The organism is Spirosoma humi, assembly GCF_054776575.1.
In genome coordinates, this window is record NZ_BAAHBR010000008.1 from 400,972 (window position 1) to 427,386 (window position 26,415).

Sequence of the window (26,415 nt, forward strand, 5' to 3'; positions counted from 1 at the left end):
TCTATTTTGGTGGCCGTAGTCAGTCAGAAAAATCATCTAAGTTCCGATTCAGATAACTTCACATATGCAACGACGCAATTTCGTAAAATCAACAGTTGGGGCGGCTGGTTTAAGCCTGGCCGGAGCCGTCGTAACCGGCGAATCAATAGCGGGTAACCAGCATTCGATGGCGAAGAACACCTTCAAGCTCAAGTACGCTCCGCATTTCGGCATGTTCGAGAACAGCGCCGGTAAAGACCTCATCGACCAGCTCAAGTTTATGGCCGATATGGGCTTCACGGCTTTGGAAGACAATGGGATGATGGCCCGCGAACCCGCCATGCAAACCAAAATTGGGGAAGAAATGGCGCGTCTGGGGATGACGATGGGCGTATTTGTTCTTGAAAAAGGCGGTAACTCGCAGAACACCCTGGCGGCCGGCAAGCAGGAATACATTGATATTTTTCTGAACGGGTGCCGCAAAGCTGTTGAAACCGCCAAGCGTTGCAATACCAAATTCACAACGGTTGTACCGGGGGATTTTGAGCGTAATCTGCCCATCGGTATTCAGACGGGTAACGTCATCGACGCGCTGCGCCGTGGTACCGATATCCTGGCACCGGCTGGCCTGACGATGGTGCTCGAACCCCTGAGCGATTCGCCCAATCTGTTTCTACGCACATCCGATCAAACCTACGAGATCTGCCGCGCTGTCAATAGTCCATCGTGTAAGATTCTGTTTGATATTTATCACATGCAGAAAAACGAGGGTCATATCATTCCCCACATTGACTGGTGCTGGAATGAAATTGGCTATTTCCAGATTGGCGATAATCCTGGTCGCAACGAGCCGACAACGGGTGAAATCAACTATAAGAATATATTCAAGTACGTTTACCAGAAGCAGAAAGCCGCCGGTAAAGACTTCATTTTTGGTATGGAGCACGGCAAATCGCAGAAGGGAAAAGAAGGGGAAATCGCCCTCATTAAAGCCTACGTCGATTCCGACAGCTTTACGGTATAAAACACATCAGGCTAAAAGCATGAATGGGTGATCAGCCTTGTCGACAAGGCTGATCACCCATTCATGCTTTTAATTTCTTGCTTAGAGAACAACCACTGAGTTCTCTTCAAACGAAACTCCGCTTGGAACGTATTTGTCAGCAGCCGAATCATTTGTCCATGTTGTACCATCCAAAACGTAACGGAACTGGTATTCGCCACCAACGGGCAATTCAACCGTAGTTTTGTAAGAACCATCTTTCTGTTTTTTCAGGGCCTGGGCATCCCAGCCATTGAATTCGCCGGCCAGAGCGACCGTTTTAGCACCATTGACGGCTTCGGCCGACAATTCAAATGTTACTTTCGCAAGGGGCTTGCTTTTGAGGAATTGTTTGGCAACTGCCATAGAGGTTCACTGTTTGATTTTCAATACAAAGTTATAATACAAAATCAGTAATATGATAGTTGTCAGTACGTTAAGGATAAATATTCTTTAAAAAACTATAATTAATATATTTTGTTTTATAATTACTTGTCTAAAAAACGTACTATTTTATGACAAGAGTTAGGCCGAAATCTCGGTCGATTACGAATACATCGGGTAAACCTAAGCCGCCAGAAAGTTATACTGCATGTAGCTGGAGTACAACCCACTGTCACCTCGTTTGTGTCGGGTAGGATCGGTACGCGCGCGTCCAGTGCCAGGCTCCCTGAAAAGCGATCAGGCAAAAAATGGCATATTCAATCCCAACCAGCTTGACGCCCTTGGTGAAATACATAAAAGTGCTGATAAGGTCTACGAGCAGCCAGACCCACCAGCACTCCAGCTTTTTATGAATCATCATAAACGTGCCAATGATACTCATGACAGTCGTGAATGAGTCGAGGTAAGGAAACGCGCTGGGTTGACTAAAAAGCACGGGAAACCAGATATGCAGATTTTGTGCAAACGTGCCCAGAATAGCGGTTGCCGCCAGTCCGCTCAGTAAAACCATCACCAGCGGGCGTCCAATAAGCCGCGTAATGCGGAGTTCGTTGTGCTGGTCGGCTTCCTGATCGTTGGGATGCGTCCAGCGCCACCAGCCCTGCAGGTTCGTGACGAAAAAGAAGACTTGCAGAAACATGTCGGGGTAGAGCTGAATCTGAAAGAACAGAAAGAAAAACAGCAGGACACTCGCGGCCCCGATTGGCCAGCTCCAGACGTTGGCACGAGCCGCGAGCCAGGTGGCTACTGACCCGGATAAAACCCCGAAAAATTCGAGGTAACTCATAGGGTAATCCCACAACGTGAAAAGAATAGTATGAATATCGAAAAACTCGATCATGAGTAAAAAATACGGTGGGTGTCCTCTACTTTACGTACACGAAAGTACGGATTAACCCTTTATTTAACCCCTTACCTATGCAACGTATTGCTATGCTCGGGGGCGGCTTCATTGGCCGCTTCTACGCCGAATCCATTCATGGCCAGCGCAGCCGGGATCAAGTTGTGGCCATTTACGCCCGGCGGGAAGAAACCGCCCAGAAATTTGCTACCGATTACGGCTGTGATTTTGCTTCGACCAACATGGAAGAAGTCATTGCGCATCCGGATGTGGACATGGTTTGTATTGCGCTTCCCAACAACATTCACGAAACGGCGGTCAACCTCTGCGCTAAGCATAAGAAATCGGTGGTGTGCACGAAACCGCTCGGTCGGAATGCCGATGAAGCGTTGCGGATGATGCAGACGGTTGAAGAAGCGGGTATTTTTGCCGGTTACCTGGAGGACTTGTGTTACACGCCCAAGTTTCTGAAAGCGCTCGATAGTGTCAAAAACGGTGCTTTGGGTCGAATCCTCTGGGCCAAATCCCGCGAGACACATCCGGGACCGCACTCTGACTGGTTTTGGGACAAAGAACAGGCTGGGGGCGGCTGTATGCTCGATCTGGGTTGTCACTGTGTCGAAATCGCCCGGAGTTTTATTGGTAAAGATGTAAAGCCGGTAGAGGTTATGTGCTGGGCCGCTACGCAGGTAAAACCCATCGATGCCGAAGACCACGCCATTGCCCTGGTGAAGTACGAGAATGGGGCCATTGGGCAGTTCGAGGTGAGCTGGACTTTCCGGGGCGGTATGGACCTCCGCGATGAAGTGATGGGTACCGAAGGCACCATCTGGATCAATAACTTCCTGCGAACGGGTTTTGAAATGTTCACTACGGGAAAAGGGGCCGATTATGTGGCCGAAAAAGCCGAATCCAACACGGGCTGGCTATTTCCGGTTGGCGATGAAGTAAACGATCTGGGTTACAATCACATGTTTACCGACATGTTCAAATCGCAGGAAGCAGGTTGTGAGCCTGCCGAAACGTTCTACGATGGCTATGTCGTGAACTCTGTTCTCGATGCGGCCTATAAATCCGCGGAAACGAAGCAGTGGGAAAAAGTAAGTTTACCGGTCTGGCGCGGACAGGAAGGGCTTAAACCCGAATCCACGCTTGTCGAGTACGATGCCGATCACTACCTGATCAAACAGGAAATGACGCATGATGGCCGGAATAAAGTGATCCTGAAAGAGAAAGCCAGCGGAAAGATTATCGAGCGGGACCTGGCATGACGTACGGGTTTGAGGAGTGCTGATGAGACTCCGCTAAGTATATTGACTGTTGCTCATCATCGGTCAAATTCGTTTCTTGCACGCTAAAATCAACGGATATGCTGATGCGGTTGACGTCTAAAGGAAATGCTGTCCTACGTAAGGCAGACGAACAGTTGATACGCCATGATTGAAACGCCCCGTCTGACCATCATTCCGCTCACGCTTGACCAGCTCTACCTTCATATTGCCAATAAATATGAACTGGAGCAAACCCTGGGCTTACAGAAAGGATACCGGCAAGCGGTGGAACCTGTGCGGAGCATCATCGTTTATTTTACCATCCCCCGCTTGAAGGACCCTACGCTCGATCCGCTTTTTCATACCATGTGGCTGGCCATCGACCGGGAGAAAAAACAGTTTGTGGCCGAAGCAAAATTCAAGGGCGAACCGGATGAAACCGGTACCATCGAGATTGGTTATGGAACGTATCCGGGTCTGCATCGACAGGGATACATGACGGAAATGGTCAAAGGGATGGTCAAGTGGGCCGGTCAGCAGCCTGGTGTCCAACGGGTCGTAGCCGACACCGACGCGGAAAATGTGGCTTCCCAAAAAGTGCTGGAAAAAAGCGGGTTTCGCCTGTTCGATCAGATAGAGAATATGTTGTGGTGGGAGATTAGTTTCTAAAATCCCACCACATGTTTCAACCGATAAGCTACCTGAGCGAATCTGTTGAATCAAGCCAATCCTGGCTTAGACTAGCTGATAACGCACAACGTTCTTTCATCAGTTTGCCAATATTTTCCTTTACCAGCATCCGCGTTTTGGCATTATCGAAATGTTCGCTGTATGATGCCCGAAGTTCCTTGCGTTTCATGGCTTCCAAAAAACGCCGGACATCGTCGGGTGTTTCGAGCAGCAGGGGAGGGACTTCGGTAGGCTGGTCCGCGTCATCTTTTGCCACCATTGTAAAGTACGACGTATTTGTGTGCTTGACCGTTCCCGTTTTTACATTCTCGGCAATAACCTTGATACCCACAACCAGCGATGTCCGACCAACATAATTGACCGATGCCAGCAGGGAAACTAATTCGCCCACATCAACCGGTTGCCGAAAGTTAACCCCGTCAACCGATACCGTAACACAATACTGACCCGCGTGTTTGGCCGAACAGGCGTAGGCAACCTTGTCCATCAGCGACAGCAATATGCCGCCGTGTACGCGGCCGCCAAAGTTGGCATAAGACGGAATCATTAACTCGGTAAGTGTTGTGCGTGAGTAACTAACGGGTTTTGCTGTCATCTGAAACGGAAATTTGTGTGATCGGCAGGATTTTGATTACATAGTTACACAATCTGATGCATCAAAAGTTGACCAAAGGTGAGTTAAACAAAAAAGCCGCGATCAGGCGGCTCTTAACTCAAGGAAATTAGTCAAATCTAGTCGGGTTGGCAATGCAACTTAGACGGCAAAGCTCTCTCCACAACCACAGGTGCGGGTGGCATTGGGGTTTTTAAACTGAAAGCCTTTTCCGTTCAAGCCGTCCGAGAAATCAAGTTCCGTACCCGCCAGATACAGTAAACTCTTGCGGTCTACCAGAATCTTAATGCCTTTATCTTCAACAAGATGGTCGGTGGGTTGCTGCGTAGCATCAAATTGAAGATCATACATCAATCCTGAACATCCACCACCTTCTACTGCTACGCGGATGGCCGTATTTTCGGCAAGACCGTCTTTCTGACGGAGTTCAACAATCTTGTTTTTGGCGATTTCTGAAACAGTAACCATAGTCGTAATCAAGTCAAAATTGACGCATATCAATGCTTTCTCTATAACTTTCGGCCAAACAGAAAAGTTCTTATCGCATGTATCCGATAGCCAGAGGCTATTGGCATTAACCGCATTTCGACGGCCAGAGGCTGTCGGACACGCCTATGCTAACCAACGTTGAACACATCGGAATTGCCGTACGGGACATGGCGGCATCGAACGACTTATTCGCTAAACTACTGAATGTCCAGCCCTACAAAACGGAGACGGTCGCATCGGAAGGCGTACTGACGTCGTTTTTTAAAGTAAATCAAACAAAGATTGAATTGCTTGAAGCTACAAGGCCAGACAGTCCGATTGCAAAATTTCTCGAGAAGAAAGGGGAAGGAATCCATCATCTCGCCTTTGAAGTAGATGATATCCTGGCGGAGATGGACCGATTGAAAAGCGAGGGATTTACCGTATTAAATGAAGTCCCTAAACGGGGCGCTGATAACAAACTAGTCTGTTTCCTGCATCCAAAGGGCACAAATGGCGTGCTGATTGAATTGTGTCAGGAGATAAAGGCGTAAAGACGAATGAATAAACAGAAAAAAGGATTTCTATTGACGTTGCTGACGCTGCTAGCCGGCCTGGCTCATGCACAATTACCAGGCTATGCCGCCCGATACACCCAGCCCGGCGTTGATGTTCAGCATTATGCGTTCTCGCTCACAATAAGCGATTCCACCAATCAGATTCAGGGCGAAACGGCCATTCGCTTCACTCGTGCCGATGACCGGCAAACCGTTTGGTTCGACCTGATCAGCCCCCGCGATTCATCAGAAACCGGTATGCGGGTCCGCTCGGTTAGTTTACCCGATGGGAAAGCCGTTCCGTTCAGCCAGCGCAACGACCGGGTGTTCATTAATCTGGCTGCCGCTCCCAACCAGCCTACCGAAGTGATTATCCGGTACGGCGGTACACCGGCAAGGGGTCTGATTATTAGTCAGAATAAATTTGGCGAACGTACTTTCTTCGGCGATAACTGGCCCAACAACGCCCGTAACTACCTACCCGTCGTTGATCACCCGTCGGATAAAGCTACCTGTTCCTTTGCCGTCAATGCCCCCGCGATCTATCGAGTTATTGCCAATGGGAAACTGGTTAATGAAAGTAGCTTGCCGAACGGGCGCAAGCTGACGCGCTGGCAGGAAAATACGCTTATCCCGACCAAAGTGATGGTCATTGGCGCAGCCAAATTCGCTGTTGAAGAGGTTGGTTCCGTGAGCGGGGTACCCGTGCAAAGCTGGCTTTACCCCAGAGATAGCCAGAAGGGATTTGTTGATTACCGCCCGGCCAAGGAGATTTTGCAGTACTTCGTGGATAAAATCGGACCATATTCCTACGAGAAATTAGCCAACGTCGAGTCGACAACGGTTTTTGGAGGAATGGAAAACGCGAGCTGTATTTTTTACAGTGAAAAAGTGATCGTCGGTAAGAAAGATTCCGACGTAGAAGCGTTGCTGGCGCACGAAATAGCGCATCAGTGGTTTGGTAATTCGGCTACCGAAGCCGACTGGTCGCAGCTGTGGCTGAGCGAAGGCTTTGCGACGTATTTCTCAGCGCTCTACCTCGAACACGCGTATGGCAAAGACACGCTCAATGCGGTACTCAACCAGAACAAGGGCCAGATTTTTCGGTACTCGGCGCTCAAGCCCAAAAGCACGATTGTCGATTCAACAGCGGCCAATTTAATGGACCTGCTGAATCCGAACTCATACCAGAAAGGCGGCTGGGTGTTACACATGTTGCGGCACGAGCTTGGCGATGAGGTATTCTGGAAAGGCATTCGGACTTATTACGAGAAATTCCGAAATGCGAATGCGCAAAGCAGCGATTTACAGACCGTCATGGAAGCCGTTTCGGGCAAGAAATTAGGGCAGTTTTTTCAACAGTGGCTTCACCAGCCGGGCTATCCCGAAATCGTTTGGGGGTCGAGTTACGATGCGGCCAAGAAAGCGCTGGTCATCGACATTCGGCAGGCGCAGCGTTCGGGCGCTTTTTTTGTCGTACCGCTCACGTTCAGCATTCGGGGGGCTAATGGCCGCGAAACCAGCCGCACCGCCCGCCTGACGATGACCGAGCAAACCCAAACGTTCACAGTCCCACTAGCCACCAAGCCAGTCTCGGTCGTCATCGACCCGGATAATACTGTCCTGATGCGGGCTGTACAAATGGGTAAGTAAATACTTACCTTGCAATCCAGCCTGCTTACTGCCACTAACCGTTGCCACTCATGCTCAAGCGCGTTTCGATCCAGAATTTCAAGAGCCTGAAAGACGTCACGCTCGACCTTCAAAAAGTCAATCTGCTTATTGGTCCTAATAACTCAGGCAAGACTAATTTTTTGAAGGCGCTGGAGATTGTTACTGATCTTACTAATGACCTCAATTATTTCGATCAGAGTATTGTCTTCTTGAAAAAAAAGCATGTGACACCATTCATATATCTCATTTTTGATCAAACACTACCTTGGGAAGACGATGGATTTACACAAGGTATCGAGCAAGTCTGAAAGCCGCTTTGTCTCGGACAAAATCACACTTAAGATTGCTGAAGGTTCCAATGAAGATATTAATAAATTACCACTAGATTTTCGGGAAGCTCCTATTGATAAGGATGTTAATATTCCTTTGAGGAACCTGCAATTTAAACTCGAGAATCTTTGTATTTATAAACCCGATCCGAACAAACTTGATAAACCTGCTCCAGTTGGACGAGGAGATGATTCTGTGACTGCGGATGCGTCTAATTTGATTGCCTTTTTTGATCGAATTAGGGATGAATACCCAACCACTTTTGCTCAAATAAAGGCGGACTTAGCCAAGTGTGTTCCCGAATTTACAGAAATTAACTTTCAGAACGTTGAATCTACTCCGGAACTAGTCAAGCAATTTGGAGATAAGACATTCAAGCGTATTGGTTTGACAAATGGTAAGCAAAAGACAATTTATTGGGCTGATGAACTCTCCGAGGGTACTCTTTATTTTGTCGCCCTTCTCTGCATCATTAACCAACCCAACCCGCCTAAACTCCTGCTTTTAGAAGAGCCCGAAAAAGGTATTCACCCACGCCGGATAGTCGAGGTCATACAATTCATTTTTAGACTGGCGGAGGAAAAGGATGTCCAAGTCATTATGACGACACACAGTCCAATTGTGGTTGATATGTTTAAAGACATGCCAGAATCAGTCTTCATTTTTGACAAAGATGATGAGGGGGCTACCCATGTCAAGAACTTACAGCATGATGTAATAGAACCAGAGATAATTAAGAGTAAGGAGTTGGGAATTGAGCCTCCGCATTATACAGATTCGCTAGGTGATGCTTGGACAGTCGGCTTTTTGGGAGGAGTACCAAAATGAGTCGGATTATCACGTATGGTTTTTTCGGAGAAGATAAAGCTCAGCGTAATTTTCTCGAAAAATACCTTCATCAGCAATATCCCGAAACGTTCATTGAGGACGAAGCCGAACGCTGGCGATTTAAAGCGACGAATGGCACTCAAGTGGACAAACTGTTACCAGATGCTTTAAGGCAACGAGCTTTACTAGGATTGGATATATTGTTTGTTAGCCGTGACATCGATACTGAGCACAAACCAACTATAAAGGCTAGGCAGGAGGTATATACAACTAAGTGTGGAAGCCATCCAGTCGTATTGATGCTGCCGGTGCAGTGTATTGAGTATTGGCTATGGTATATTAAACGCCACAAAGAAGAGGCCGGGAAAAACACTCCGTTGGAATCATATCCGCGTTCAGAAGCTAAGCGATCAGTTTATGGAGAAACCAATCTCGTTGATAAGCAAATTCTTACAGCCAATGACATTTTAGCCGATTTTGATGTTTCCTGGTTGGAGTCACGCTCGGATATCTTTCGGCATTTTCACAAACAGGTTACAGACTTCCTTGCGAAGTATAACGCAGCGTAACAATCAGTACAACAAAACTCAACAACGATGAACTACTACAACTCCATCATAGATACCATTGGCAATACGCCCCTGGTGAAACTGAATAAGGTTACCAAAGGCATTCGGGGTACGATTTTGGCGAAAGTCGAGTATTTTAATCCCGGTAACTCGGTGAAAGATCGGATCGCCATCCGGATGATCGAAGACGCGGAAGCGCGGGGCGTACTCAAGCCCGGTGGCACCATCATCGAAGGCACCAGTGGTAATACGGGCATGGGACTGGCCCTGGCTGCCATCGGGAAGGGCTACAAGTGCATTTTCACGATGGCTGATAAACAGTCGCAGGAAAAGATCGACATTTTGCGGGCGGTAGGTGCAGAGGTCGTTGTGTGCCCAACGAACGTGGCTCCCGATGATCCCCGCTCGTATTATTCCGTGGCTAAAAAGCTCAATCGCGACATTTCCAATTCGCTCTATCCGAATCAGTACGACAACCCGGCTAACACGGCTGCTCATTACGAAACGACTGGTCCCGAAATCTGGCGCGATACCGACGGTAAAATCACACACTTTGCCGCCGGTGTTGGTACAGGTGGAACCATCTGTGGCACATCGAAATTCCTGAAAGAGCAGAACCCGAATCTTGTTTCGCTTGGTCTGGACACTTACGGTTCAGTATTCAAGAAATACAAGGAAACCGGCCAGTTCGATGAAGGGGAAATCTATCCGTACCTGACAGAAGGCATCGGCGAAGATATTCTGCCACAAAACGTCGATTTCAGTGTCATCGACCATTTCGAAAAGGTAACCGATAAAGATGCAGCTATCATGGCCCGTCGGCTTTCTCGGGAAGAAGGACTATTCGTGGGCTGGTCGTGCGGAACAGCAGTACATGGCGCGCTGGAATGGGCAAAAGAACACCTCACTGACGATGATGTGATGGTCATTCTACTACCTGACCATGGTACCCGCTATCTGGCCAAAATTTACAACGATACCTGGATGAAAGACCACGGCTTTTTGGAAGACCGTGCGTTCAAAACCGCCCGCGATATTATCCACCACAAAACCGGCCAGTCGCAGCTGACAACGATTGGAGCGGGCGTTTCAGTAAGTCAAGCCATTCAGGTACTGAACCGGTATGGCATTTCGCAGATTCCGGTCACGGACGAGACCGGACATATCGTCGGGAGCCTGACCGACTCAACGGTACTGAACAGGCTCATTGACGACCCTGCCGTAAAAGACCATCCCGTTAGCGAGGTTATGGACAAGCCGTTCAAATTTGTCGGCCTCGATAACACCATTGACGCCCTGTCGTCCTTGATTGATCGCGATAACAAAGCGCTTCTGGTACGTGATGAGCGCGAGCAGGTACACATCATCACGCAGGCCGATTTGCTGGCCGCCATGACGAATTAACCTACGGGGACGTATATTCTCTAATCGGGTGGTTTTACTGACGCATGGGAGACGCAATTATGCCGCACCGGCGGACCGGTCTCTACGTGGTTAACGTCGGTTATCGTCTCCTTCCATCATGCTCAGGTAGCTCATGTATCGGCTTTCGGCAATATCGCCTTCGCCAACGGCTTCCTTGATGGCGCAGCCGGGTTCGTTGATATGCAGGCAGTTGTTGAAGCGGCACTTGTTTAGCCGGTCGCGCATTTCGGGGAAATAATGGCCGATTTCGGTTTTCGACGTGTCCATCAACCCAAGCTCCTTGATGCCCGGCGTGTCGATAATATAGGTGTCTGGTGCTAGCTCGAACATTTCGGCGAAGGTTGTTGTGTGAACGCCCTTATTGGCGAAGGTCGACACTTCGTTTGTGCGCAGGTTCAGATCAGGAGCGATGGCGTTCACCAGCGACGATTTTCCCACGCCCGAGTGACCTGCTACCAGCGTTACTTTCTGATCGAGCAGCTCGCGAAACGCGTCTACACCTTCGTTTTCCGTCGCTGATGTCGACAGGCAGTTATAGCCGATACGCTCGTATAACTCAATAATTTCCTGCTGAAAAGCCAGGCCTTCCTCGTTGAGAATATCGATTTTGTTGAAGACAATCGTGGTTGGAATGCGGAAGGATTCGGCCGAGACCAGAAATCGATCAATGAAACCCGTGGACGTACGCGGCATGGCCAGCGTTGCCAGCAGCACGGCCTGATCGATGTTCGCGGCCAGCATATGGCCATGCGCCGTTTTATGAACCGACTGCCGGATGATGTAATTATCGCGGGGAGCAATGTCGGTGATAATGGCCGTGTTTTCGGCTTCATCCTCCACGTCAAACAGTACCCGATCGCCCACCGCGATTGGATTCGTGACCTTGAGACCCTTCAGTTTGAATTTCCCCTTTAGTCGGCCCCGGAAAATATGTCCGTCTGTGTTACGAATTTCGTACCAGGAACCGGTGGACCGTAAGACTAAGCCGTTTTGCAATGTTTAATGAGTGAAAGAGTGAATGAACGAAAGAGTGAGTGAAAAACAATGAAAGGTTCACGGAGTAAATAGGTTCTCGACAGTCTAGCCGCTCATTTACTCCGCATCGGCGACCGTCCGCGGCTGCGGTCCGATTTCGCTCAATAATTTCCGTACAACTTCCATAACCTTGGTCGTCGCCCCAATGTTCCGCTGAACGTATTGGCGGCTAATTTGACTGGCTTTCTCCGCGTTTTTATACTGTTCACTGAAGGCAGAAGTCAATTCCGCAACGTTGCTAACCGGAAAGGCGGCACCCTCGTTTACCAAGTCGACGGCTTCCTGAAACTTAGCGAATTCCGGCCCAAAAAACACCGGCATTCCAAAGGTTGCCGCTTCCAGAATGTTGTGTAATCCCTGCTTAAAGGCCCCGCCAATGTAGGCAAACTCACCGTATTGATAGAGTGATGACAGCATGCCCACATTGTCGATGATAAGGATATCGGCTGTAGCCAGATCGACGTTGGCTGCTTCTGAGAAGCGAATCGACCGTTTTGTCAATTGATTTTGCCACCGCTCGATTTCGTCACTATGGATTTCATGCGGGGCAATAATTACCTTAAGTGGATTGGAAAAGGCATTCAGGAAAGGGATCAGAACGGCCATATCATCGGGCCAGGCGCTGCCAATAACCAGTAGCGGACTCGTATTCTTGAATGCTTCAGCTATTGGAATAGCCCTTTTGGTCGTGACAACCTGTGCTACCCGATCAAATCGCGTGTCGCCAGCAAGCGTCACCTTGGGGATGTCGATGCTGGTCAGTAGAGAAACAGATTCCTGATTCTGTACCAGGAAATGGTCGAAATAATGAAGCATCTTCCGGTAAAACTGGCCCCAGGGCTTGAAAAAAAGCTGATTTGGGCGGAATATCGCCGAGAACGAAACGATCGGTACACGGGCGTCTTTCAGTGCACGGAGGTAATTGTACCAGAATTCATATTTAATGAAGAAGGCAATCTCTGGACGAACCAACCGGACAAATTGCCGGGCATTGGCAGGCGTATCCGCAGGCAGATAAACGATGTAATCAGCACCCTCGTAATCCTTGCGGACCTCGTAACCGGAGGGCGAAAAAAACGTTAACAGAATCCTGTAATCGGGGTAGGCCGTGCGAAATGCTTCAATAACGGGACGTCCCTGCTCAAACTCACCCAGGGATGCCGCATGAAACCAGGCGATCGGCTTTTTGTTTCCCGCCAGTTGCTGCTTTAATTTGTGAGCCCAATCGTGCCGACCATCAACCCACAGCCGGGCTTTGGGTATGAAAGGAGCGACTAGCCGCAGCAACGTTTGGTAAGCGACAATGCCTGTGTTATAGAGTCCCGAAAACAAGCGAACTGAAGGTTGGTTATAGTACAAAGCTACACACTCAATTTTAAACTGAAGACTACCATGCACGCCTACGAAACACTCACCGAAGCCCTCGAAGGCCTCCGCCAGCAGGGATTTACGCAGGATTATAATCTCAAGTCGGATCATCTGCATTGCCAGCCCGACGATATTCAATTACGGCCTGCTGACTTCGATGTCGTCGACGTCTACCGGTTTGAAGGCATGACAGACCCCGGTGATGAATCCGTTTTGTATGCCATCGAAGCGAAGAATGGTAACAAAGGTGTGCTCGTTGATGCCTATGGTGCCTACTCCGAGTCAATCTCACCCGAAATGGCTGAAAAACTGAGATATACCCCTGAAAACTGACGAACTTTTACTACCCGAAATGGATTTACAGTCAATAGAAAGTATGTTGATACGATGAACTGGAATAAACTGACAAGTGACACTCAGCTTGACACAATCAAAGAAGAGTCGGCCAAGCAGCCTGTGTTAATTTTCAAACACAGCACGACTTGTTCTATTAGTGCCATGGCGCTCAGCCGGATGGAGCGTAACTGGAACGACCAGCTCGGGGTAAAGCCTTACTACCTTGACTTGCTGGCCAACCGGCCAATCTCGGCTAAGATTGAGAATGATTTTGGTGTTGAGCACGAATCGCCCCAGGTATTGCTGATTCGGAATGGCGCGTGTGTTTATGATGCCTCGCATATGGGAATTTCCTTTGCGGGCTTACAACAGGCTGTGTAATACAAACGTACCGTGGATCGCCCAGGCGATCCACGGTACGTTTACTCTTTCAACGTTATTTTTGCCCGGTGGCAAACGCCCCCAATAGGCGGATTGAACTTGGATACACTAACTTCAACCGCTTCCAGATCCTCATAAGTTGTGCGGATCTCCTGGATGATCTGGTGGGCAATGTGCTCCAGCAATCGGGCGGGCTGTTTCATGACGCCAGCCGTAATCCGGTACAAATCCTCATAATTAACCGTAGCACTCAGGCGATCCCGCCGGGCCGCTTCCGAGAAGTCGGCTGTGACGACAATATCTACCGCATATTTATTGCCAATTTTCTGTTCCTCGTCGTAAAAGCCGTGGTATGAAAAAAACTCAAGGCCTTCCAGCGCAATGGTTCCCATAATGTCGTCTGATGATGAAGAACCCCGACTTTCTCGGCTACCGTAGCGGTGGGAGAAATCGGGGTGCTTCTGTAGGTTATTTCTTAAATGTGCCGATGAAATCAGGGGGAAAAACGGACTTCATCAGTCAGATGGCTTACTAAATCTGATCGAAAAACGAACCGCTTTTCTTGGTGGCAACCTCTTCGGTTACTTCTTCTGTGGCCGCTCTGGGCTCGCTGACGTGTACCTCTGCCAGCACAGGTTCGGGCGTTGTTGCATTGTCCGTCGCTTCTGCCTCAGCGATGGGTTGATCTGCCTCGTGATGAGGTTCATGAAGTGCCTCATCAAGCTTTTCGGTTACCGATTCATCAACCGGAATGGCCTCGGGAATAGACGTTTCACGCTCGATCAACTCAGGTAATTCGGCGGCAATGTTGACTGGCCCGTTCAGTTCAGGTGATATTTCCGCCGGGCTTGAATCTGGTGATTCAGGTTCTTTTACCTCATCCTGAATCTGCGACGTTACCTCGTCAATTTTTCCTTTTAAATTCTGCTTGGCAAATTTCTTTTCAAATCGGTCGACGCTATCAACGGCGTTGCTGGCCAGTGTCCGAATTTGAGCCGCCAGATTTTCTTTATAGCTTTCCAGCGCCTTAAAATCATGCTCCAGCGATTTGATATCGTTTAGAATATTATCTTTCAGATAACGGGCCTGGTTCTCGGCATCCTGAACCATCAGGGCCGAACGCTTGCGGGCATCGGCTATGATTTCATCAGCCTGGTGTTTGGCTTCGTCGACGTATTTCTCACCGGCCTTGTTGGCTTGTTCGGTGATTTGTGTACTGGTATCTTCCGCCGTTTTAAGCGTGCGAAACAGCGTCATTTCCACTTCTTTCAGCTTTCCTAGCTCTTTCTCGGCTATTTCAAGCTGCATCTTCAACATTTTATATTCGCCAGTTAAGCGTTCCCATTCCTGAGAGAGCGAAACCAGAAACGCGTCAACATCGTCAGTTTTATAACCGCGCAACCCTTTTTCAAACGTGTGTTGCCGGATTTCAATGGGCGTAATTTTCATTGGTGCGCTAAGGGTTTTAGTGTAATACTCAATAGCCAAGTAAAGGTGAAGTAACGGTCTTCATACCTATTTTACAAAGATTAGGGCAAAAAAGAGGAGAATCCTACTTAATCTAGCTGTTTTAGTTCAGTTTCCATACCGAAATCGTCCGATCATCGCTGGCCGAGAGGAGTAATTCATTGTAGTCTGTCCACAGAATCTTGTTGACTGATGTTCCGTGGCCAGCGTGTCGGGCCCGATCAACCACTTTCAGCAGCCGGTATGAATCGGCATCCCAAATTTTTATGGACTTATCCATACTGGCCGTAGCCAACAGATTTCCCGATGGGTTAAACGACAGGTGATTAATGGCAAACAGATGGGCAGCAATATCCTGTTGCAAAGAATAGCCCTGCTCTACATCCCAGACTTTCATGTGCGCATCGCGTCCGGCCGTAATCAGGTGTTGAAAATCAGGAGAATAAGCAACCGTAAAGATGGAGTTACTATGCGCCTGAATAACCCGTTTGAGTTCATACGTTGCCAGGTCAAAAATACGCACAACGTTGTCGCTATACCCAACCGCCAGCTCTCGTTCCACCGGATTTACCGCCAAACAGCGAGCCGATTGGTCCGACGCTTTGATGTGCTTTTTAACCACCAGCGGATCAGTGGTAACAACCGCTACAACGCCGTCTGACAAGGCTAAAAACGCATCCGTTTTGTAGAATTTGATATCGAAAATGGCCGCCGATGTCAGTTTCAACGAAGCGGCTTCCTGCTTCCTGATCGGATCAATGACATGGATGCCTTCGTGGTTCTGACCGACCCATAAAAGTCCACTTGTGGGGTGTAGGGCCAGGGCGTAGATTGAAGTAGGTACTTTGGCGATCAACTGCCCCAAATCAGGACGATTTAGCTGCCATTGCACCACCTGACCATCGCCACCTGCCGAAAAAAACTGTTCAGCAAGAGGACCACGTTCGAGCGTGTAAACGGGGTCGCGATGCCCACCGAAGGTATCTATTTTTTCTACGAACACAGATCGACAAAACAAGTTGATGTCAAAGGTCGCTAATCCTTTCTTTTTCTCGAACGACTTCCGACTTTTGGTGGTGACTTTTCAGATAAACATTACCAGCGACTGTGTGGCCCGGCTCCAGGCTATTACCGAAGATGAGCCGACGTTGCGGGCGGGGTTGCCGCTGACCATGTCGGAACAGGAAGATTTGGCGGGCATCAGTCACCCGGCGCAGCGGGTAGAATGGCTGGCGTGCCGGGTTGCGATTCGGCAATTGACCGAGTTGCAGGGAATGCCCTATCAGGGGTTGCGGAAAGATGAATTTGGAAAACCGCACCTGATCGACTCACCCTGGCATATTTCTCTGTCGCATACGGGTGGCTGGGCAGCTGCGGTATTGCACCAGTCACGCCCGGTCGGTATTGATATAGAACCGATTCGAGAGCAGTTTAGGCGAGTGGTGCCGCGTGTTCTGTCGGAAAGTGAAATTGCCCATGCTGCGGGAGATCCCAACCGGCTGGCGGTTTACTGGTGCGCCAAAGAAGCGTTATATAAACTTTACGGCAAGCGTCAGCTTACGTTTCGGGAGCATCTGCACGTCGAGCCGTTTGCCGACGGAGCTTCCCATTTAATTGGTCACGTACGTTTGCCAAATCACCAGGAGCAATTGATTATTCAGTGCTTTCAGGCCGGGCCGGGCCTGCTGGCCGTAGCTTATTGATTGCTCAGGGTACTTACAGAATAAATTCCGTAAGTACCCTGATGATTTACCGCTGGGTATAATCGGAAAGCGGAAGTCCGTCGCCATCATCCCGAACCGTATTCAAGATTTGTTCGACTTCCCGAACCCGTTCCGTATCACCGTTTTTTTCAAATGCCAAGGTCAGATTCCGGAGCACCCGTCGAATGATGTCGGCATTCGTGCAAGGTTGGTAAAAAGTATCTAAACGCTTAATGTTTAGCTGATCAATGTACTGGTCGATGTCTTTTGTTGTAAAGACCAGCCCCCGGTTAAACACATTGATGTAAAACTGAACGCCAGTGCTGTTTTTATACGTCAACACAAACAGGTTAGGCAGGTTAACGCCATAAACGGGCAGGTTCAATCGTTTGGCAATGAGCATGTATAGTACGCAAAGCGTGATGGGGTTGCCCCGACGCGATTCGAGTACCTGATTGATCATGGAGTTGGCCGGAGAATGGAAATGCTTGGTATTGGGAGCGAATTTTAGTTTCGAGAAAAAGGCGCTGTTCATCGCCTTGATCTGTTCGTCGGGGTGCATGTCCGTTTTAAAATCGACCCAGACATCGTAGTACAGTTGTTCTACTTCCTGTTTCAGTCGATCTAAGGAAAGGTCAGGATATTGATAGGTCGCTACGATCCAGAGCCCTTCCAGAAGGTCCATAGCGCCCCCATTTTTCCAGTCGCGCATCCGGTCAAGAACGGATTCGTACTGAAGATCGTGGATAATTTCTTCGATTCGTTTTTGTAGATCGGGATTGAAGCTCCCTTCCCATTCAGATTCTAGAAATGGGATCATTTGACCACCCATCTGTCGAATTCGCTGTTCAACGTGCTCAACGACTTCCCGGTCTTCATCGTCCAGGAGCGAGATAAGGGCTTTCAATTCGTTATCGTTCATTCGTTTGTGTTGCTTTAACAGAGTACCCCAGAATAAAAACTGTTTCCGAAACCTCCTGAATATACTACTTTTGTGCTGTTATAGGAGTTGCTATGCTAAAATAGCAACAAAAATTTTATAAAAAACGGTTTGACTCTCTCAGGCAATTCTCCCAAAATTCTGGTAACCGGTGGCGCTGGATTCATTGGCTCGCACACGGTTGTATCGCTGGTCAACGCTGGTTTTGAGCCGGTCATTGTTGACGATTTTTCCAACTCCGAACGCTCCGCACTGGACGGACTGCGAACAATTCTTGGTCACGACGTAACCTGTTATCCGGTCAATTGCAACGATGCCAGCGCCATGGAAGATATTTTCCGCAAGGAAAGGCCAACGGGCGTGATTCATTTTGCCGCTTATAAAGCGGTGGGTGAATCGGTGGCTCAGCCGCTGAAATACTACCGCAACAATCTGGATTCGTTGCTGCTGCTGCTGGAATTGATGCCTGCTTACAACGTAAAGAATTTTGTCTTTTCGTCGTCCTGTACGGTATATGGCCAGCCTGAGCAGTTGCCCGTAACGGAAGAAACACCCCGCTTGCCCGCCCAGTCGCCTTATGGAAATACGAAGGCTATTGGCGAGGATATCATTCGGGATGCCGTGCACGCGAAGATACCCGTTAAGGCACTGGCGCTCCGGTACTTCAACCCCATTGGGGCGCATCCATCAGCTGAAATTGGCGAATTACCGCTGGGCGTTCCGGCTAACCTGGTGCCTTTTATTACCCAGACAGCGGCCGGTATCCGGTCCAGTCTCACCGTGTATGGTGATGACTATAATACCTCTGACGGGACCTGCGTACGCGATTATATTGACGTGATGGACCTGGCCGATGCGCACGTACAAGCCCTGAAAAAGCTCATTGAAGCCCAGGATGAATCTTCCTACGACGTTATCAATATTGGTACGGGCCGGGGCGAGACCGTTCTGAATGTGATCAAAACCTTTGAACAGGCGACCGGCGTTAAGGTAAACTATAGCGTTGGCCCACGTCGGGCTGGTGACGTTGAACAGGTGTATGCCGATGTCAGCAAAGCAAATCGTGTATTGGAATGGCAGGCACAGCGCTCGCTGGCCGAGTCATTGCGCGATGCCTGGCAGTGGCAGCAAAAACTGAGTGCACAGCAATAACGCTCTGGTGCGTTTAAGCTTTCTTTACCGTAATCGGTGGTACTGATTCTAAAAATAGATAACACTAAAAATGAAACTTCTAATTACTGGTGGTGCTGGATTTATTGGCTCGCACGTTGTTCGGCTGTTCGTTACTAAGTACCCTGAGTATCAGATTTACAATCTCGATGCACTGACCTATGCCGGTAACCTGGCAAACCTGTCGGACATTGAGCATGCACCAAACTACACGTTCATTAAAGGCGACATCACCGACGCTAAGTTTCTGGAGGACATGTTCGCCGAACTGTCGTTGGATGGCGTCATTCACCTGGCGGCTGAGTCGCACGTTGATAGGTCCATCACCGACCCAATGTCGTTTGTGATGACCAATGTGGTTGGTACGGTTAATCTGCTCAATGCGGCCAAGAATAGCTGGGCTGCCAGTGAATCGGGCTTCGAAGGAAAACGGTTCTACCACGTGTCGACCGACGAGGTATATGGTTCACTTCACAATCCCGAAGACTTCTTCACCGAAGAGACGCCTTACGACCCACAGTCACCCTATTCAGCCTCGAAAGCGGCATCTGACCACTTTGTCCGGGCCTACGGCAACACGTATAAATTGCCCGTTGTGCTGTCAAATTGTTCAAACAACTACGGTCCGAATCACTTCCCCGAGAAGTTGATTCCGCTAATGATTCACAACATTCAAAGCAACAAGCCTTTACCCGTTTACGGCAAAGGTGAAAACGTGCGCGACTGGTTGTTCGTCGTTGATCATGCCCGGGCTATCGATGCGGTTTTCCATAAAGGTAAAGAAGGCGAAACGTACAATATTGGCGGATTCAACGAGTGGAAAAATATAGACATCGTGAACCTGCTTTGCCAGATCATGGACCGTAAACTTGGTCGGCCAGAAGGCACTTCGGCTCAACTGATTACGTACGTTACCGACCGGGCCGGGCATGACCTGCGCTATGCCATCGATGCGCATAAAATCATGAATGAGTTAGGCTGGCAACCATCCCTTCAGTTTGCGGAAGGCCTCGAAAAAACCGTCGATTGGTTCCTGGCTAACCAGACCTGGCTGGACAACGTCACTTCAGGCGCTTACCAGAGTTATTATCAGGGAATGTACGCGAATAGATAAATTTTGACTTTCGAATGAGAGAATGAGCGAATAAGCTGACGCAAAACAATGTGCCAGATAGCATTCGCTCGTTCTCTCATTCATCCATTCACTCATTGAAACTATGAAAGGAATTATTCTCGCCGGAGGCTCCGGTACGCGTCTTCATCCGCTTACGCTGGCCGTATCCAAGCAATTGATGCCCGTATACGACAAGCCGATGATCTACTATCCGCTGTCGATTCTGATGCTGGCGGGCATCCGGGATATTCTCATCATCTCGACGCCCCACGATTTGCCGCATTTTGAAAAACTGCTCGGCGATGGCAGTCGTATTGGCTGTACCTTCAGCTATGCTGTTCAACCCAGTCCCGATGGTTTGGCGCAGGCATTTATCATTGGCGAAGAATTTATTGGCGACGACAAGGTAGCGCTCGTTTTGGGCGACAACATATTTTATGGATCGGGTCTGTCGAAACTGCTTCAGGCCAATAACGATCCGGATGGTGGCGTCGTTTATGCCTATCAGGTACATGATCCCGAACGCTACGGTGTCGTGGAGTTTGATGAGGGGTTCAATGTGTTGTCTATTGAAGAAAAGCCCGAAAAGCCTAAGTCGCACTATGCGGTACCGGGCTTGTACTTTTATGATAACGACGTCGTTGAAATTGCCAAGAATATCAAACCATCGCCCAGGGGTGAGTTAGAGATTACCGACATCAATCGGGTTTATCTGGAGCAAGGCAGGCTTAAAGTAGGTGTACTGGATCGTGGGACGGCCTGGCTCGATACGGGTACGTTTGAGTCATTGATACAAGCCGGTCAGTTTGTTCACGTTATTGAAGAGCGGCAGGGTCTGAAGATCGGCTGTATCGAAGAGATCGCTTACCGCATGAAATTCATCGATGCCGAGCAACTCGCCACCATTGCCAAGCCCCTGGTTAAAAGTGGGTATGGCGCTTATTTATTGAGCCTGTTGAAATAGACTACATCCGTCAGCTTATATAAGAGGCTACTATAAAAAACGCCGGAGCAAGCTGCTCCGGCGTTTTTTCGTAAACCTAACCTATGAGAAATGTCCTGGCCAATGGCGATGTGGGTCATTAGCTACGATACAAAAGTAGCGTGGGATTTGCCGGTTATTGAGCGCAGAAACACCGGTTTTCAGGCTAGAACATGAAACAGGCAGAAGTCCGCACTTTAGCACGTAGAACTACGTATTGGTAAATTTTTATATGGTTTAACTGGCTGATTTTCAGGAAAAATTACTGATTGGTGGAGTTTACGCATAGCTTGTGCACAAACATTGCTGGCGTAATTTAGACCTGCTTTCCGGTTCTATCCAGCCAAACATCAGCCAGTTTTATTTCGAACCTCTTTTTCTATGAACGTTTTTACTAAAAATGCAGGGCGCATCCTCGACCCTCAGGAAACAAAAGCCATGACCGGCGCTTACCAGGAGCGTAAGCTGGAAGTAGGCCTGTCAAAAGATGAGTATATCCGTTCGGAATACTTTGGTATCAATCAAGTTCAACATTTACTTGATCAGCCCGGCTGTATCGGTCTACGCATTCACCATGCCAAGCGCTGGGAAGATGCCGACGGCAAACCCACCGAGCCGGGCAAAGGCCAACTTGTACCGCGTGTGCTATTGACGGGCGTCGACGCCAAAGGAAATGATATGCCAATCCATGCAGATAAAACAGGGATGAAAGATATGGCAGCAGATGGTAGAGGAGATGCTGTAGGCGATGGTTGGACTTGTCCTCAACATTGTGGAGGTAAAAATTAAGTTATGTGGGATAGATTACTTGAATTAAGTGTTAGGTATCCTATTGATTTACTATCTTATTTGAGTAGTCTTATTCCTATACTAATAAGTGTATTAAGATTTAATCAATTAACTAAAATTGCTTTATATATAATACTGTTTTTTGCCTTTTGTTTTGTCAAAGATACATATGCACTTTGGTATGTTATACGGGCGCTTAATACAACGTTTATTCAGAATTTAGAAACACTTTTTCAGTCATTTCTAATTGGATTTATTTATTACAACTGCTTCGATAAGCGTTTATCGAAGCAGATTTTAGCAGGATTAACATTATTATGTGCTACTTTAATTGTATTCACTTACGAAGATATTAAAGTGTCTGTTACAGCACTATTATCATTTCGAGTACTGTCTATTGGTTTGTCATTGGCATATTTCAACAAGATTTTAGTTGATATGCGTATAAAAAATGTGTTGACTCATACTATGTTTTGGTTCAGTGCCGGCTTACTTATCTTCGCGGCTGGTACGTTCTTTATTGTTCTTTTTAGCGAATATTGGTATAAGGATATTAATAAAGTTCCTGCTGAAGTGTTTGATAAATATTGGAACGCAAGTCAAATACTATTTATCATTTTTTGCTTATTTTCTGGTATAGGATTGTGGTTTAGTAAATACGATAAAGAAAATTTTATTTGATAATCTGTTATTTGAAAATAAAATTTTGCACAAAACGACTAATTTCCATTCTACCATTCACTCAATTGTTTGCCTTCCACATTGACATTCAGGGTTATATTCTTGAACTTTACTAATACAGATTCTCTGTAGCGATAATGTCAATAGACTCCGGTTTTGTGATTGCCGTCGGTACGGCCGTGTTGCTGATAATGGCCGTGTTCATTATCATCTTCGTCGCCTATTACCAGCAAAAACAGGCAAAGCAGCAACTGGCCTACAAAGAAATGCAGGCTCAGCACCGGCGCGACCTGATGGCAGCCACATTTCGGGGGCAGGAAGAAGAACGAAAACGGCTGGCCGAAGACATGCACGATGGCATTGGAACGATGTTATCCGTGACGAAAATGAGTCTCAATCAGTTAGAGCGGCAAGTGGGGGGCGATGTGCAGGTAAGCTTCCAGTTTCAGAAAACCCGCTCGATGATTGACGAAACCATGACCAATGTTCGGCGGATTAGCCGGAACTTGGTCCCCACCACGCTCGAACGGTTTGGTCTGCTGGCGGCCCTGGAAGAACTGGCCGACCGCGCGACTGACAATGATGTCGAGATTCAATTGGCCTATACGGAGCCCGAGATGCCATTCCCGCCCACTTTTGATTTGATGCTTTATCGAATTGCGCAGGAACTGGTTAATAACGCCATTCGGCACGCCCGCGCCCGGCACATTACCATTCAGTTATTCAGTGTTAATAATGAGGTGCGCCTGTCGGTGATCGACGATGGCGTTGGCTTTGATTTTGATGCCGTTACGGAAAACAAACAGGGTGGCCTGGGCCTCCGCAATATCGAAAGCCGCCTAAGTGTTGTCAATGGCCACGTAACGTTCGATGTTGCGCCGGGCCGTGGGTCGCAGATTCATGTGCAGGTGCAATTACACGACGCACAACCTGTTGATTTATTGAGTTAATTTATTTTTTTTGAAGTCGCTCTTCGCTGCTAATGCAGTCTCTATCCCTAACTCCTCTTCTATTATGCGAAAAATTAAACTGGCCCTCTGCGACGATCATACCTTATTCCGGGTTGGCATGTCGACCATACTCGGGCAGATTCATGATTTTGAGTTGGTTATGGAAGCGGCCAATGGACAGGAACTGATCGACAAAATTGCCCGTAAATTGCCGGATGTCGTTTTGCTCGACTTACAAATGCCGGTGATGGATGGTACCGCTACTGCCGACTATCTGCGGGATAATTTCCCCCTCATCAAAATCGTCGTATTGACCATGCATGATGAAGATCGGATGGTGCTTCACCTGCTCGAAAAGGGCGTTAGCGGCTATCTGTTGAAAGATGCCGAAGCCGGGGAGGTAGAAAAAGCCGTTCGGAAAGTGATGGACGAAGGCGTTTACCTGAATGAATTCGTATCGAAGGCAATGCTTCGTAAAATGACCAATAAAACGACGGTAGCCAAGCCAATCAATTCATTCTACAACAGCAAGATTCTACTCTCCGAGCGCGAAAAGGAAGTGCTGATGCTCATTTGCGAAGGCCTCTCAACCCTGGAAATCAGCGAAAAAATATTCCTTAGCCCGCGTACCGTCGAAGGTCACCGGTTACGCATCCTCGAAAAAACCGGTACTAAGAATACGGCCGGTATGGTCGCCTACGCGTTTAAAAATAGTCTCGTTTAAAGACTCCCCGTCTTTCCACCATCCACCGGAAGATTGATTCCATTAATGGAGGCTGCTGCCGGTGTACACAAAAACGCGATGGCTGCTCCTACTTCTTCGGCTGTAACGAATCGCCCGGTTGGAATTTCGGTTTCCATCTGTTGGGCCGTTTCATCTTCTGTTTTGCCGGAAGCCTTCGCCCGCATGGATAACACAGCGGCTAAACGGGCTGTTTGTGTGTAGCCAGGCAGTACATTGTTGACCGTAATGCCAAAGCGGGCGATCTCCAGGGAAAGCGTTTTGGCCCATTGCGCAACAGCTCCGCGAATGGTGTTCGAGACGCCAAGACCTACAATAGGCTGCTTGACAGAGGTTGAAATAACATTCACAATCCGGCCAAAACCGGCTTCCTTCATCGCCGGGAAAACGGCCTGCACCAGCGCCTGATTGGTGAGCAGATGATTGTGGAAGGTCTGTATAAATTCATCGGCTTTCGCGTCGATCAGTGGGCCACCCGCAGGCCCGCCTGTATTGTTGATTAACAGATGTACCGCTGGAAATTGGGCTAAATGCTGCGTGACAGCGGTTATAACCGCCCCCGGCTGACCAAAGTCGGCTACCAGATAGCGGTGAGTTTGCCCGTGAGACGTGTCCAGCTCTGCCAGGGTAGCCTTGAGTGTTTCCTCATTTCGGGCCATCAATACGATCGTAGCACCGAGAAGCGCCAATTCGATGGCCGCAGCGCGACCAATTCCCTGCGTGCTGCCGCAAACGAGGGCTGTTTTTCCGGTTAATGTCAGATTCATAACAAAAGAGTACTTACGTCTGTACCGATCATCAATACAAACCACGGCCAAAATAGCTAAAAAAACCTCTGGCGTAGTTTTACGTTTACAAAGTATTAGTTTTGGGCAACTTTGCTTCTAACATCAACCATTTGCATTTAAACAGACCATGTCAAAGACATTAATTATCGTAGTGGTTATTGCCCTCGCGCTGGGTATGTACGGCTGTAGTTCTTATAACGGGCTGGTTCAGACAGATACGAACGTTCAGGAGAAATGGGCGCAGGTTCAGACCCAATACCAGCGTCGGGCCGATCTGATTCCTAACCTGGTACGGACGGTACAGGGAGCGGCTAATTTTGAGAAGAGCACCCTGACGGCCGTTATTCAGGCGCGTGCCAGTGCGACGCAGGTGAAATTTACGGCGGACCAACTGACGCCCGAAAACGTTCAGAAATTCCAGGCGGCTCAGGATCAGTTGAGTGGATCCTTGTCGCGCCTGCTGGCGGTGGCTGAAAGCTACCCGAACCTGAAAGCGAACCAGAATTTCTCGGAGTTGCAGGCTCAGTTGGAAGGTACCGAAAACCGAATCGCCGTTTCCCGCAATGACTTCAATGGGGCGGTAAAAACCTATAACCAATCGGTGCGGTCTTTTCCAAACAACATCTTTGCCGGTATCTTTGGCTTCCCCGTGAAGGGCTTCTTTGAAGCATCGCAAGCGGCTCAAAGTGCCCCAACGGTACAGTTTTAAGTTGTAGAGTTTTACCGGTTGTCTGGTTATAGCCTGCTGTAGAAGCAGCGAAGTCTGTAACTAGACAACCTTCTTACTTTATAACGCCCCGCTTATGAACAATCCCTTCACTCCCGACGAACAAAAGCGCATCGTAGAAGCCATCCGGCAGGCCGAGAAGGCTACATCGGGCGAAATTCGGGTGCATGTTGAACCGCACTGCGCCAGTGCTGACCCTGTTCAGCGGGCTATTGAGGTGTTTGCACAGCTGGGGATGCACCAGACAAAGGAACAAAATGGGGTATTGTTCTACCTCGCTTATACCGACCGTAAGTTCGCTGTACTGGGCGATAAAGGAATTGATGCCAAAGTGCCCGGCGACTTTTGGGAAAGTACCAAGAGCCTACTCCGTAGCCATTTTTCGGCCGGGAATTACGCCGAAGGACTAAGCCTGGGTATTAGAAGCGCCGGGCAACAGTTAAAACAGTACTTTCCTTACGCCAGCGATGACACCAACGAACTCGCCGACGATATTTCGTTTGACTGACAC

General features: G+C 48.5%; 30 protein-coding genes and 1 pseudogene. 20 read left to right on the forward strand and 11 right to left on the reverse strand.

Annotated features, from left to right (window positions below; translation table 11 throughout):
* Nucleotides 1–64 precede the first annotated feature (64 nt).
* Complete coding sequence (locus ACYU8Y_RS10345; protein ID WP_460936819.1) at nucleotides 65–1,003, forward strand: hydroxypyruvate isomerase family protein; 939 nt, start codon at nucleotides 65–67, stop codon at nucleotides 1,001–1,003.
* An 81-nt stretch (nucleotides 1,004–1,084) separates the two neighbouring features.
* Here ACYU8Y_RS10345 and ACYU8Y_RS10350 read toward each other — a convergent pair whose 3' ends face one another.
* On the reverse strand, nucleotides 1,085–1,387 hold the full coding sequence (locus tag ACYU8Y_RS10350; RefSeq protein WP_460936821.1) for an isoamylase early set domain-containing protein: 303 nt from the start codon (nucleotides 1,385–1,387) through the stop codon (nucleotides 1,085–1,087).
* A 250-nt stretch (nucleotides 1,388–1,637) separates the two neighbouring features.
* Nucleotides 1,638–2,306 (reverse strand): nicotinamide riboside transporter PnuC, encoded by a 669-nt coding sequence (pnuC, locus tag ACYU8Y_RS10355; RefSeq protein WP_460936823.1) that lies wholly within the window; start codon nucleotides 2,304–2,306, stop codon nucleotides 1,638–1,640.
* Nucleotides 2,307–2,383: 77 nt separating this feature from the next.
* On the opposite strand from pnuC, the gene ACYU8Y_RS10360 reads away from it, so the two are divergent.
* The gene (locus ACYU8Y_RS10360; RefSeq protein WP_460936825.1) at nucleotides 2,384–3,577 is read left to right on the forward strand and encodes a Gfo/Idh/MocA family protein; all 1,194 of its coding nucleotides are present in this window, start codon (nucleotides 2,384–2,386) and stop codon (nucleotides 3,575–3,577) included.
* A 165-nt stretch (nucleotides 3,578–3,742) separates the two neighbouring features.
* On the forward strand, nucleotides 3,743–4,246 hold the full coding sequence (locus tag ACYU8Y_RS10365) for a GNAT family N-acetyltransferase (protein ID WP_460936827.1): 504 nt from the start codon (nucleotides 3,743–3,745) through the stop codon (nucleotides 4,244–4,246).
* A gap of 28 nt (nucleotides 4,247–4,274) precedes the next feature.
* On the opposite strand, the gene ACYU8Y_RS10370 is transcribed toward ACYU8Y_RS10365, so the two are convergent.
* Both ACYU8Y_RS10370 and ACYU8Y_RS10375 read right to left on the reverse strand, forming a co-directional pair.
* Nucleotides 4,275–4,862 carry an acyl-CoA thioesterase gene (locus tag ACYU8Y_RS10370; RefSeq protein ID WP_460936829.1) on the reverse strand — a complete coding sequence of 196 codons (588 nt, stop codon included), beginning with the start codon at nucleotides 4,860–4,862 and terminating at the stop codon, nucleotides 4,275–4,277.
* A gap of 159 nt (nucleotides 4,863–5,021) precedes the next feature.
* Nucleotides 5,022–5,348, reverse strand: a complete 327-nt coding sequence (locus ACYU8Y_RS10375) for a HesB/IscA family protein (RefSeq protein ID WP_046577768.1) — start codon at nucleotides 5,346–5,348, stop codon at nucleotides 5,022–5,024.
* A gap of 146 nt (nucleotides 5,349–5,494) precedes the next feature.
* Here ACYU8Y_RS10375 and mce point away from each other — a divergent pair, with 146 nt between their 5' ends.
* From mce to ACYU8Y_RS10400, 5 genes and pseudogenes are all read left to right on the forward strand, one after another.
* A complete protein-coding gene (mce, locus tag ACYU8Y_RS10380) occupies nucleotides 5,495–5,902 on the forward strand; it encodes a methylmalonyl-CoA epimerase (protein ID WP_460936831.1) in 408 nt (135 codons plus the stop codon).
* Nucleotides 5,903–5,908: 6 nt separating this feature from the next.
* A complete protein-coding gene (locus tag ACYU8Y_RS10385; protein WP_460936833.1) occupies nucleotides 5,909–7,558 on the forward strand; it encodes a M1 family metallopeptidase in 1,650 nt (549 codons plus the stop codon).
* Between the two features lie 50 nt (nucleotides 7,559–7,608).
* A pseudogene (locus tag ACYU8Y_RS10390) lies at nucleotides 7,609–8,737 on the forward strand (AAA family ATPase).
* Entirely contained in the window at nucleotides 8,734–9,306 is a 573-nt protein-coding gene (locus ACYU8Y_RS10395) for a hypothetical protein (protein WP_460936835.1), read from the forward strand. The pseudogene ACYU8Y_RS10390 and the gene ACYU8Y_RS10395 overlap by 4 nt, the downstream one beginning before the upstream one ends.
* Before the next feature lie 27 nt (nucleotides 9,307–9,333).
* Nucleotides 9,334–10,710: a cystathionine beta-synthase gene (locus ACYU8Y_RS10400; RefSeq protein ID WP_460936837.1), complete on the forward strand. Its 1,377-nt coding sequence runs from the start codon at nucleotides 9,334–9,336 to the stop codon at nucleotides 10,708–10,710.
* A 90-nt stretch (nucleotides 10,711–10,800) separates the two neighbouring features.
* Here the strand turns inward: ACYU8Y_RS10400 and rsgA are convergent, their stop codons facing one another.
* Both rsgA and ACYU8Y_RS10410 read right to left on the reverse strand, forming a co-directional pair.
* Nucleotides 10,801–11,727, reverse strand: a complete 927-nt coding sequence (gene rsgA, locus ACYU8Y_RS10405; RefSeq protein ID WP_460936839.1) for a ribosome small subunit-dependent GTPase A — start codon at nucleotides 11,725–11,727, stop codon at nucleotides 10,801–10,803.
* 96 nt (nucleotides 11,728–11,823) lie between these two features.
* Entirely contained in the window at nucleotides 11,824–13,098 is a 1,275-nt protein-coding gene (locus ACYU8Y_RS10410; protein ID WP_460936841.1) for a 3-deoxy-D-manno-octulosonic acid transferase, read from the reverse strand.
* A gap of 60 nt (nucleotides 13,099–13,158) precedes the next feature.
* Between ACYU8Y_RS10410 and ACYU8Y_RS10415 the strand changes: the two genes are divergently transcribed.
* Nucleotides 13,159–13,467: a phosphoribosylpyrophosphate synthetase gene (locus ACYU8Y_RS10415; protein ID WP_460936843.1), complete on the forward strand. Its 309-nt coding sequence runs from the start codon at nucleotides 13,159–13,161 to the stop codon at nucleotides 13,465–13,467.
* A gap of 54 nt (nucleotides 13,468–13,521) precedes the next feature.
* A complete protein-coding gene (ytxJ, locus tag ACYU8Y_RS10420) occupies nucleotides 13,522–13,851 on the forward strand; it encodes a bacillithiol system redox-active protein YtxJ (protein WP_460936845.1) in 330 nt (109 codons plus the stop codon).
* A 41-nt stretch (nucleotides 13,852–13,892) separates the two neighbouring features.
* Here ytxJ and folB read toward each other — a convergent pair whose 3' ends face one another.
* The 3 genes from folB to ACYU8Y_RS10435 form a co-directional block, all read right to left on the reverse strand.
* On the reverse strand, nucleotides 13,893–14,243 hold the full coding sequence (gene folB, locus ACYU8Y_RS10425) for a dihydroneopterin aldolase (protein ID WP_460936846.1): 351 nt from the start codon (nucleotides 14,241–14,243) through the stop codon (nucleotides 13,893–13,895).
* Between the two features lie 139 nt (nucleotides 14,244–14,382).
* Entirely contained in the window at nucleotides 14,383–15,300 is a 918-nt protein-coding gene (locus tag ACYU8Y_RS10430) for a DivIVA domain-containing protein (protein WP_460936848.1), read from the reverse strand.
* 121 nt (nucleotides 15,301–15,421) lie between these two features.
* Nucleotides 15,422–16,321, reverse strand: coding sequence for a WD40 repeat domain-containing protein (locus tag ACYU8Y_RS10435; RefSeq protein ID WP_460936850.1), 900 nt, complete (start codon nucleotides 16,319–16,321; stop codon nucleotides 15,422–15,424).
* Between the two features lie 19 nt (nucleotides 16,322–16,340).
* Here ACYU8Y_RS10435 and ACYU8Y_RS10440 point away from each other — a divergent pair, with 19 nt between their 5' ends.
* Nucleotides 16,341–17,021 (forward strand): 4'-phosphopantetheinyl transferase family protein, encoded by a 681-nt coding sequence (locus tag ACYU8Y_RS10440; RefSeq protein WP_460936852.1) that lies wholly within the window; start codon nucleotides 16,341–16,343, stop codon nucleotides 17,019–17,021.
* Between the two features lie 46 nt (nucleotides 17,022–17,067).
* Here ACYU8Y_RS10440 and ACYU8Y_RS10445 read toward each other — a convergent pair whose 3' ends face one another.
* Nucleotides 17,068–17,943, reverse strand: a complete 876-nt coding sequence (locus tag ACYU8Y_RS10445) for a transglutaminase-like domain-containing protein (protein WP_460936854.1) — start codon at nucleotides 17,941–17,943, stop codon at nucleotides 17,068–17,070.
* A gap of 129 nt (nucleotides 17,944–18,072) precedes the next feature.
* On the opposite strand from ACYU8Y_RS10445, the gene galE reads away from it, so the two are divergent.
* The 7 genes from galE to ACYU8Y_RS10480 all read left to right on the forward strand — a co-directional run bounded on the left by galE (nucleotide 18,073) and on the right by ACYU8Y_RS10480 (nucleotide 24,371).
* Complete coding sequence (galE, locus tag ACYU8Y_RS10450) at nucleotides 18,073–19,113, forward strand: UDP-glucose 4-epimerase GalE (RefSeq protein WP_460936856.1); 1,041 nt, start codon at nucleotides 18,073–18,075, stop codon at nucleotides 19,111–19,113.
* 70 nt (nucleotides 19,114–19,183) lie between these two features.
* Entirely contained in the window at nucleotides 19,184–20,245 is a 1,062-nt protein-coding gene (gene rfbB, locus ACYU8Y_RS10455; protein WP_460936858.1) for a dTDP-glucose 4,6-dehydratase, read from the forward strand.
* Nucleotides 20,246–20,348: 103 nt separating this feature from the next.
* Nucleotides 20,349–21,209 (forward strand): glucose-1-phosphate thymidylyltransferase RfbA, encoded by an 861-nt coding sequence (rfbA, locus tag ACYU8Y_RS10460; RefSeq protein ID WP_460936860.1) that lies wholly within the window; start codon nucleotides 20,349–20,351, stop codon nucleotides 21,207–21,209.
* Between the two features lie 399 nt (nucleotides 21,210–21,608).
* A complete protein-coding gene (locus ACYU8Y_RS10465) occupies nucleotides 21,609–22,016 on the forward strand; it encodes a hypothetical protein (protein WP_460936862.1) in 408 nt (135 codons plus the stop codon).
* 3 nt (nucleotides 22,017–22,019) lie between these two features.
* Entirely contained in the window at nucleotides 22,020–22,697 is a 678-nt protein-coding gene (locus ACYU8Y_RS10470; RefSeq protein WP_460936864.1) for a hypothetical protein, read from the forward strand.
* Between the two features lie 137 nt (nucleotides 22,698–22,834).
* Entirely contained in the window at nucleotides 22,835–23,647 is an 813-nt protein-coding gene (locus ACYU8Y_RS10475) for a sensor histidine kinase (RefSeq protein ID WP_460936866.1), read from the forward strand.
* Between the two features lie 64 nt (nucleotides 23,648–23,711).
* Nucleotides 23,712–24,371 (forward strand): response regulator transcription factor, encoded by a 660-nt coding sequence (locus ACYU8Y_RS10480; RefSeq protein WP_046577730.1) that lies wholly within the window; start codon nucleotides 23,712–23,714, stop codon nucleotides 24,369–24,371.
* On the opposite strand, the gene ACYU8Y_RS10485 is transcribed toward ACYU8Y_RS10480, so the two are convergent.
* Nucleotides 24,368–25,156 carry an SDR family oxidoreductase gene (locus ACYU8Y_RS10485; protein WP_460936868.1) on the reverse strand — a complete coding sequence of 263 codons (789 nt, stop codon included), beginning with the start codon at nucleotides 25,154–25,156 and terminating at the stop codon, nucleotides 24,368–24,370. The genes ACYU8Y_RS10480 and ACYU8Y_RS10485 overlap by 4 nt on opposite strands.
* Nucleotides 25,157–25,304: 148 nt before the next feature.
* On the opposite strand from ACYU8Y_RS10485, the gene ACYU8Y_RS10490 reads away from it, so the two are divergent.
* Nucleotides 25,305–25,886 (forward strand): LemA family protein, encoded by a 582-nt coding sequence (locus ACYU8Y_RS10490; RefSeq protein ID WP_046577725.1) that lies wholly within the window; start codon nucleotides 25,305–25,307, stop codon nucleotides 25,884–25,886.
* 94 nt (nucleotides 25,887–25,980) lie between these two features.
* Nucleotides 25,981–26,412 (forward strand): TPM domain-containing protein, encoded by a 432-nt coding sequence (locus ACYU8Y_RS10495; RefSeq protein WP_460936871.1) that lies wholly within the window; start codon nucleotides 25,981–25,983, stop codon nucleotides 26,410–26,412.
* The last annotated feature ends 3 nt before the right edge of the window (nucleotides 26,413–26,415 follow it).

Bases quoted from the DNA above. Each gene is read 5' to 3' on its own strand.
- ACYU8Y_RS10345 (WP_460936819.1), top strand. From the start codon at position 65: ATGCAACGACGCAATTTCGTAAAATCAACAGTTGGGGCGGCTGGTTTA.
- ACYU8Y_RS10350 (WP_460936821.1), bottom strand. From the start codon at position 1,387: ATGGCAGTTGCCAAACAATTCCTCAAAAGCAAGCCCCTTGCGAAAGTA.
- pnuC (WP_460936823.1), bottom strand. From the start codon at position 2,306: ATGATCGAGTTTTTCGATATTCATACTATTCTTTTCACGTTGTGGGAT.
- ACYU8Y_RS10360 (WP_460936825.1), top strand. From the start codon at position 2,384: ATGCAACGTATTGCTATGCTCGGGGGCGGCTTCATTGGCCGCTTCTAC.
- ACYU8Y_RS10365 (WP_460936827.1), top strand. From the start codon at position 3,743: ATGATTGAAACGCCCCGTCTGACCATCATTCCGCTCACGCTTGACCAG.
- ACYU8Y_RS10370 (WP_460936829.1), bottom strand. From the start codon at position 4,862: ATGACAGCAAAACCCGTTAGTTACTCACGCACAACACTTACCGAGTTA.
- ACYU8Y_RS10375 (WP_046577768.1), bottom strand. From the start codon at position 5,348: ATGGTTACTGTTTCAGAAATCGCCAAAAACAAGATTGTTGAACTCCGT.
- mce (WP_460936831.1), top strand. From the start codon at position 5,495: ATGCTAACCAACGTTGAACACATCGGAATTGCCGTACGGGACATGGCG.
- ACYU8Y_RS10385 (WP_460936833.1), top strand. From the start codon at position 5,909: ATGAATAAACAGAAAAAAGGATTTCTATTGACGTTGCTGACGCTGCTA.
- ACYU8Y_RS10395 (WP_460936835.1), top strand. From the start codon at position 8,734: ATGAGTCGGATTATCACGTATGGTTTTTTCGGAGAAGATAAAGCTCAG.
- ACYU8Y_RS10400 (WP_460936837.1), top strand. From the start codon at position 9,334: ATGAACTACTACAACTCCATCATAGATACCATTGGCAATACGCCCCTG.
- ACYU8Y_RS10415 (WP_460936843.1), top strand. From the start codon at position 13,159: ATGCACGCCTACGAAACACTCACCGAAGCCCTCGAAGGCCTCCGCCAG.
- ytxJ (WP_460936845.1), top strand. From the start codon at position 13,522: ATGAACTGGAATAAACTGACAAGTGACACTCAGCTTGACACAATCAAA.
- folB (WP_460936846.1), bottom strand. From the start codon at position 14,243: ATGGGAACCATTGCGCTGGAAGGCCTTGAGTTTTTTTCATACCACGGC.
- ACYU8Y_RS10430 (WP_460936848.1), bottom strand. From the start codon at position 15,300: ATGAAAATTACGCCCATTGAAATCCGGCAACACACGTTTGAAAAAGGG.
- ACYU8Y_RS10440 (WP_460936852.1), top strand. From the start codon at position 16,341: ATGTCAAAGGTCGCTAATCCTTTCTTTTTCTCGAACGACTTCCGACTT.
- ACYU8Y_RS10445 (WP_460936854.1), bottom strand. From the start codon at position 17,943: ATGAACGATAACGAATTGAAAGCCCTTATCTCGCTCCTGGACGATGAA.
- rfbB (WP_460936858.1), top strand. From the start codon at position 19,184: ATGAAACTTCTAATTACTGGTGGTGCTGGATTTATTGGCTCGCACGTT.
- rfbA (WP_460936860.1), top strand. From the start codon at position 20,349: ATGAAAGGAATTATTCTCGCCGGAGGCTCCGGTACGCGTCTTCATCCG.
- ACYU8Y_RS10465 (WP_460936862.1), top strand. From the start codon at position 21,609: ATGAACGTTTTTACTAAAAATGCAGGGCGCATCCTCGACCCTCAGGAA.
- ACYU8Y_RS10470 (WP_460936864.1), top strand. From the start codon at position 22,020: ATGTGGGATAGATTACTTGAATTAAGTGTTAGGTATCCTATTGATTTA.
- ACYU8Y_RS10475 (WP_460936866.1), top strand. From the start codon at position 22,835: ATGTCAATAGACTCCGGTTTTGTGATTGCCGTCGGTACGGCCGTGTTG.
- ACYU8Y_RS10480 (WP_046577730.1), top strand. From the start codon at position 23,712: ATGCGAAAAATTAAACTGGCCCTCTGCGACGATCATACCTTATTCCGG.
- ACYU8Y_RS10485 (WP_460936868.1), bottom strand. From the start codon at position 25,156: ATGAATCTGACATTAACCGGAAAAACAGCCCTCGTTTGCGGCAGCACG.
- ACYU8Y_RS10490 (WP_046577725.1), top strand. From the start codon at position 25,305: ATGTCAAAGACATTAATTATCGTAGTGGTTATTGCCCTCGCGCTGGGT.
- ACYU8Y_RS10495 (WP_460936871.1), top strand. From the start codon at position 25,981: ATGAACAATCCCTTCACTCCCGACGAACAAAAGCGCATCGTAGAAGCC.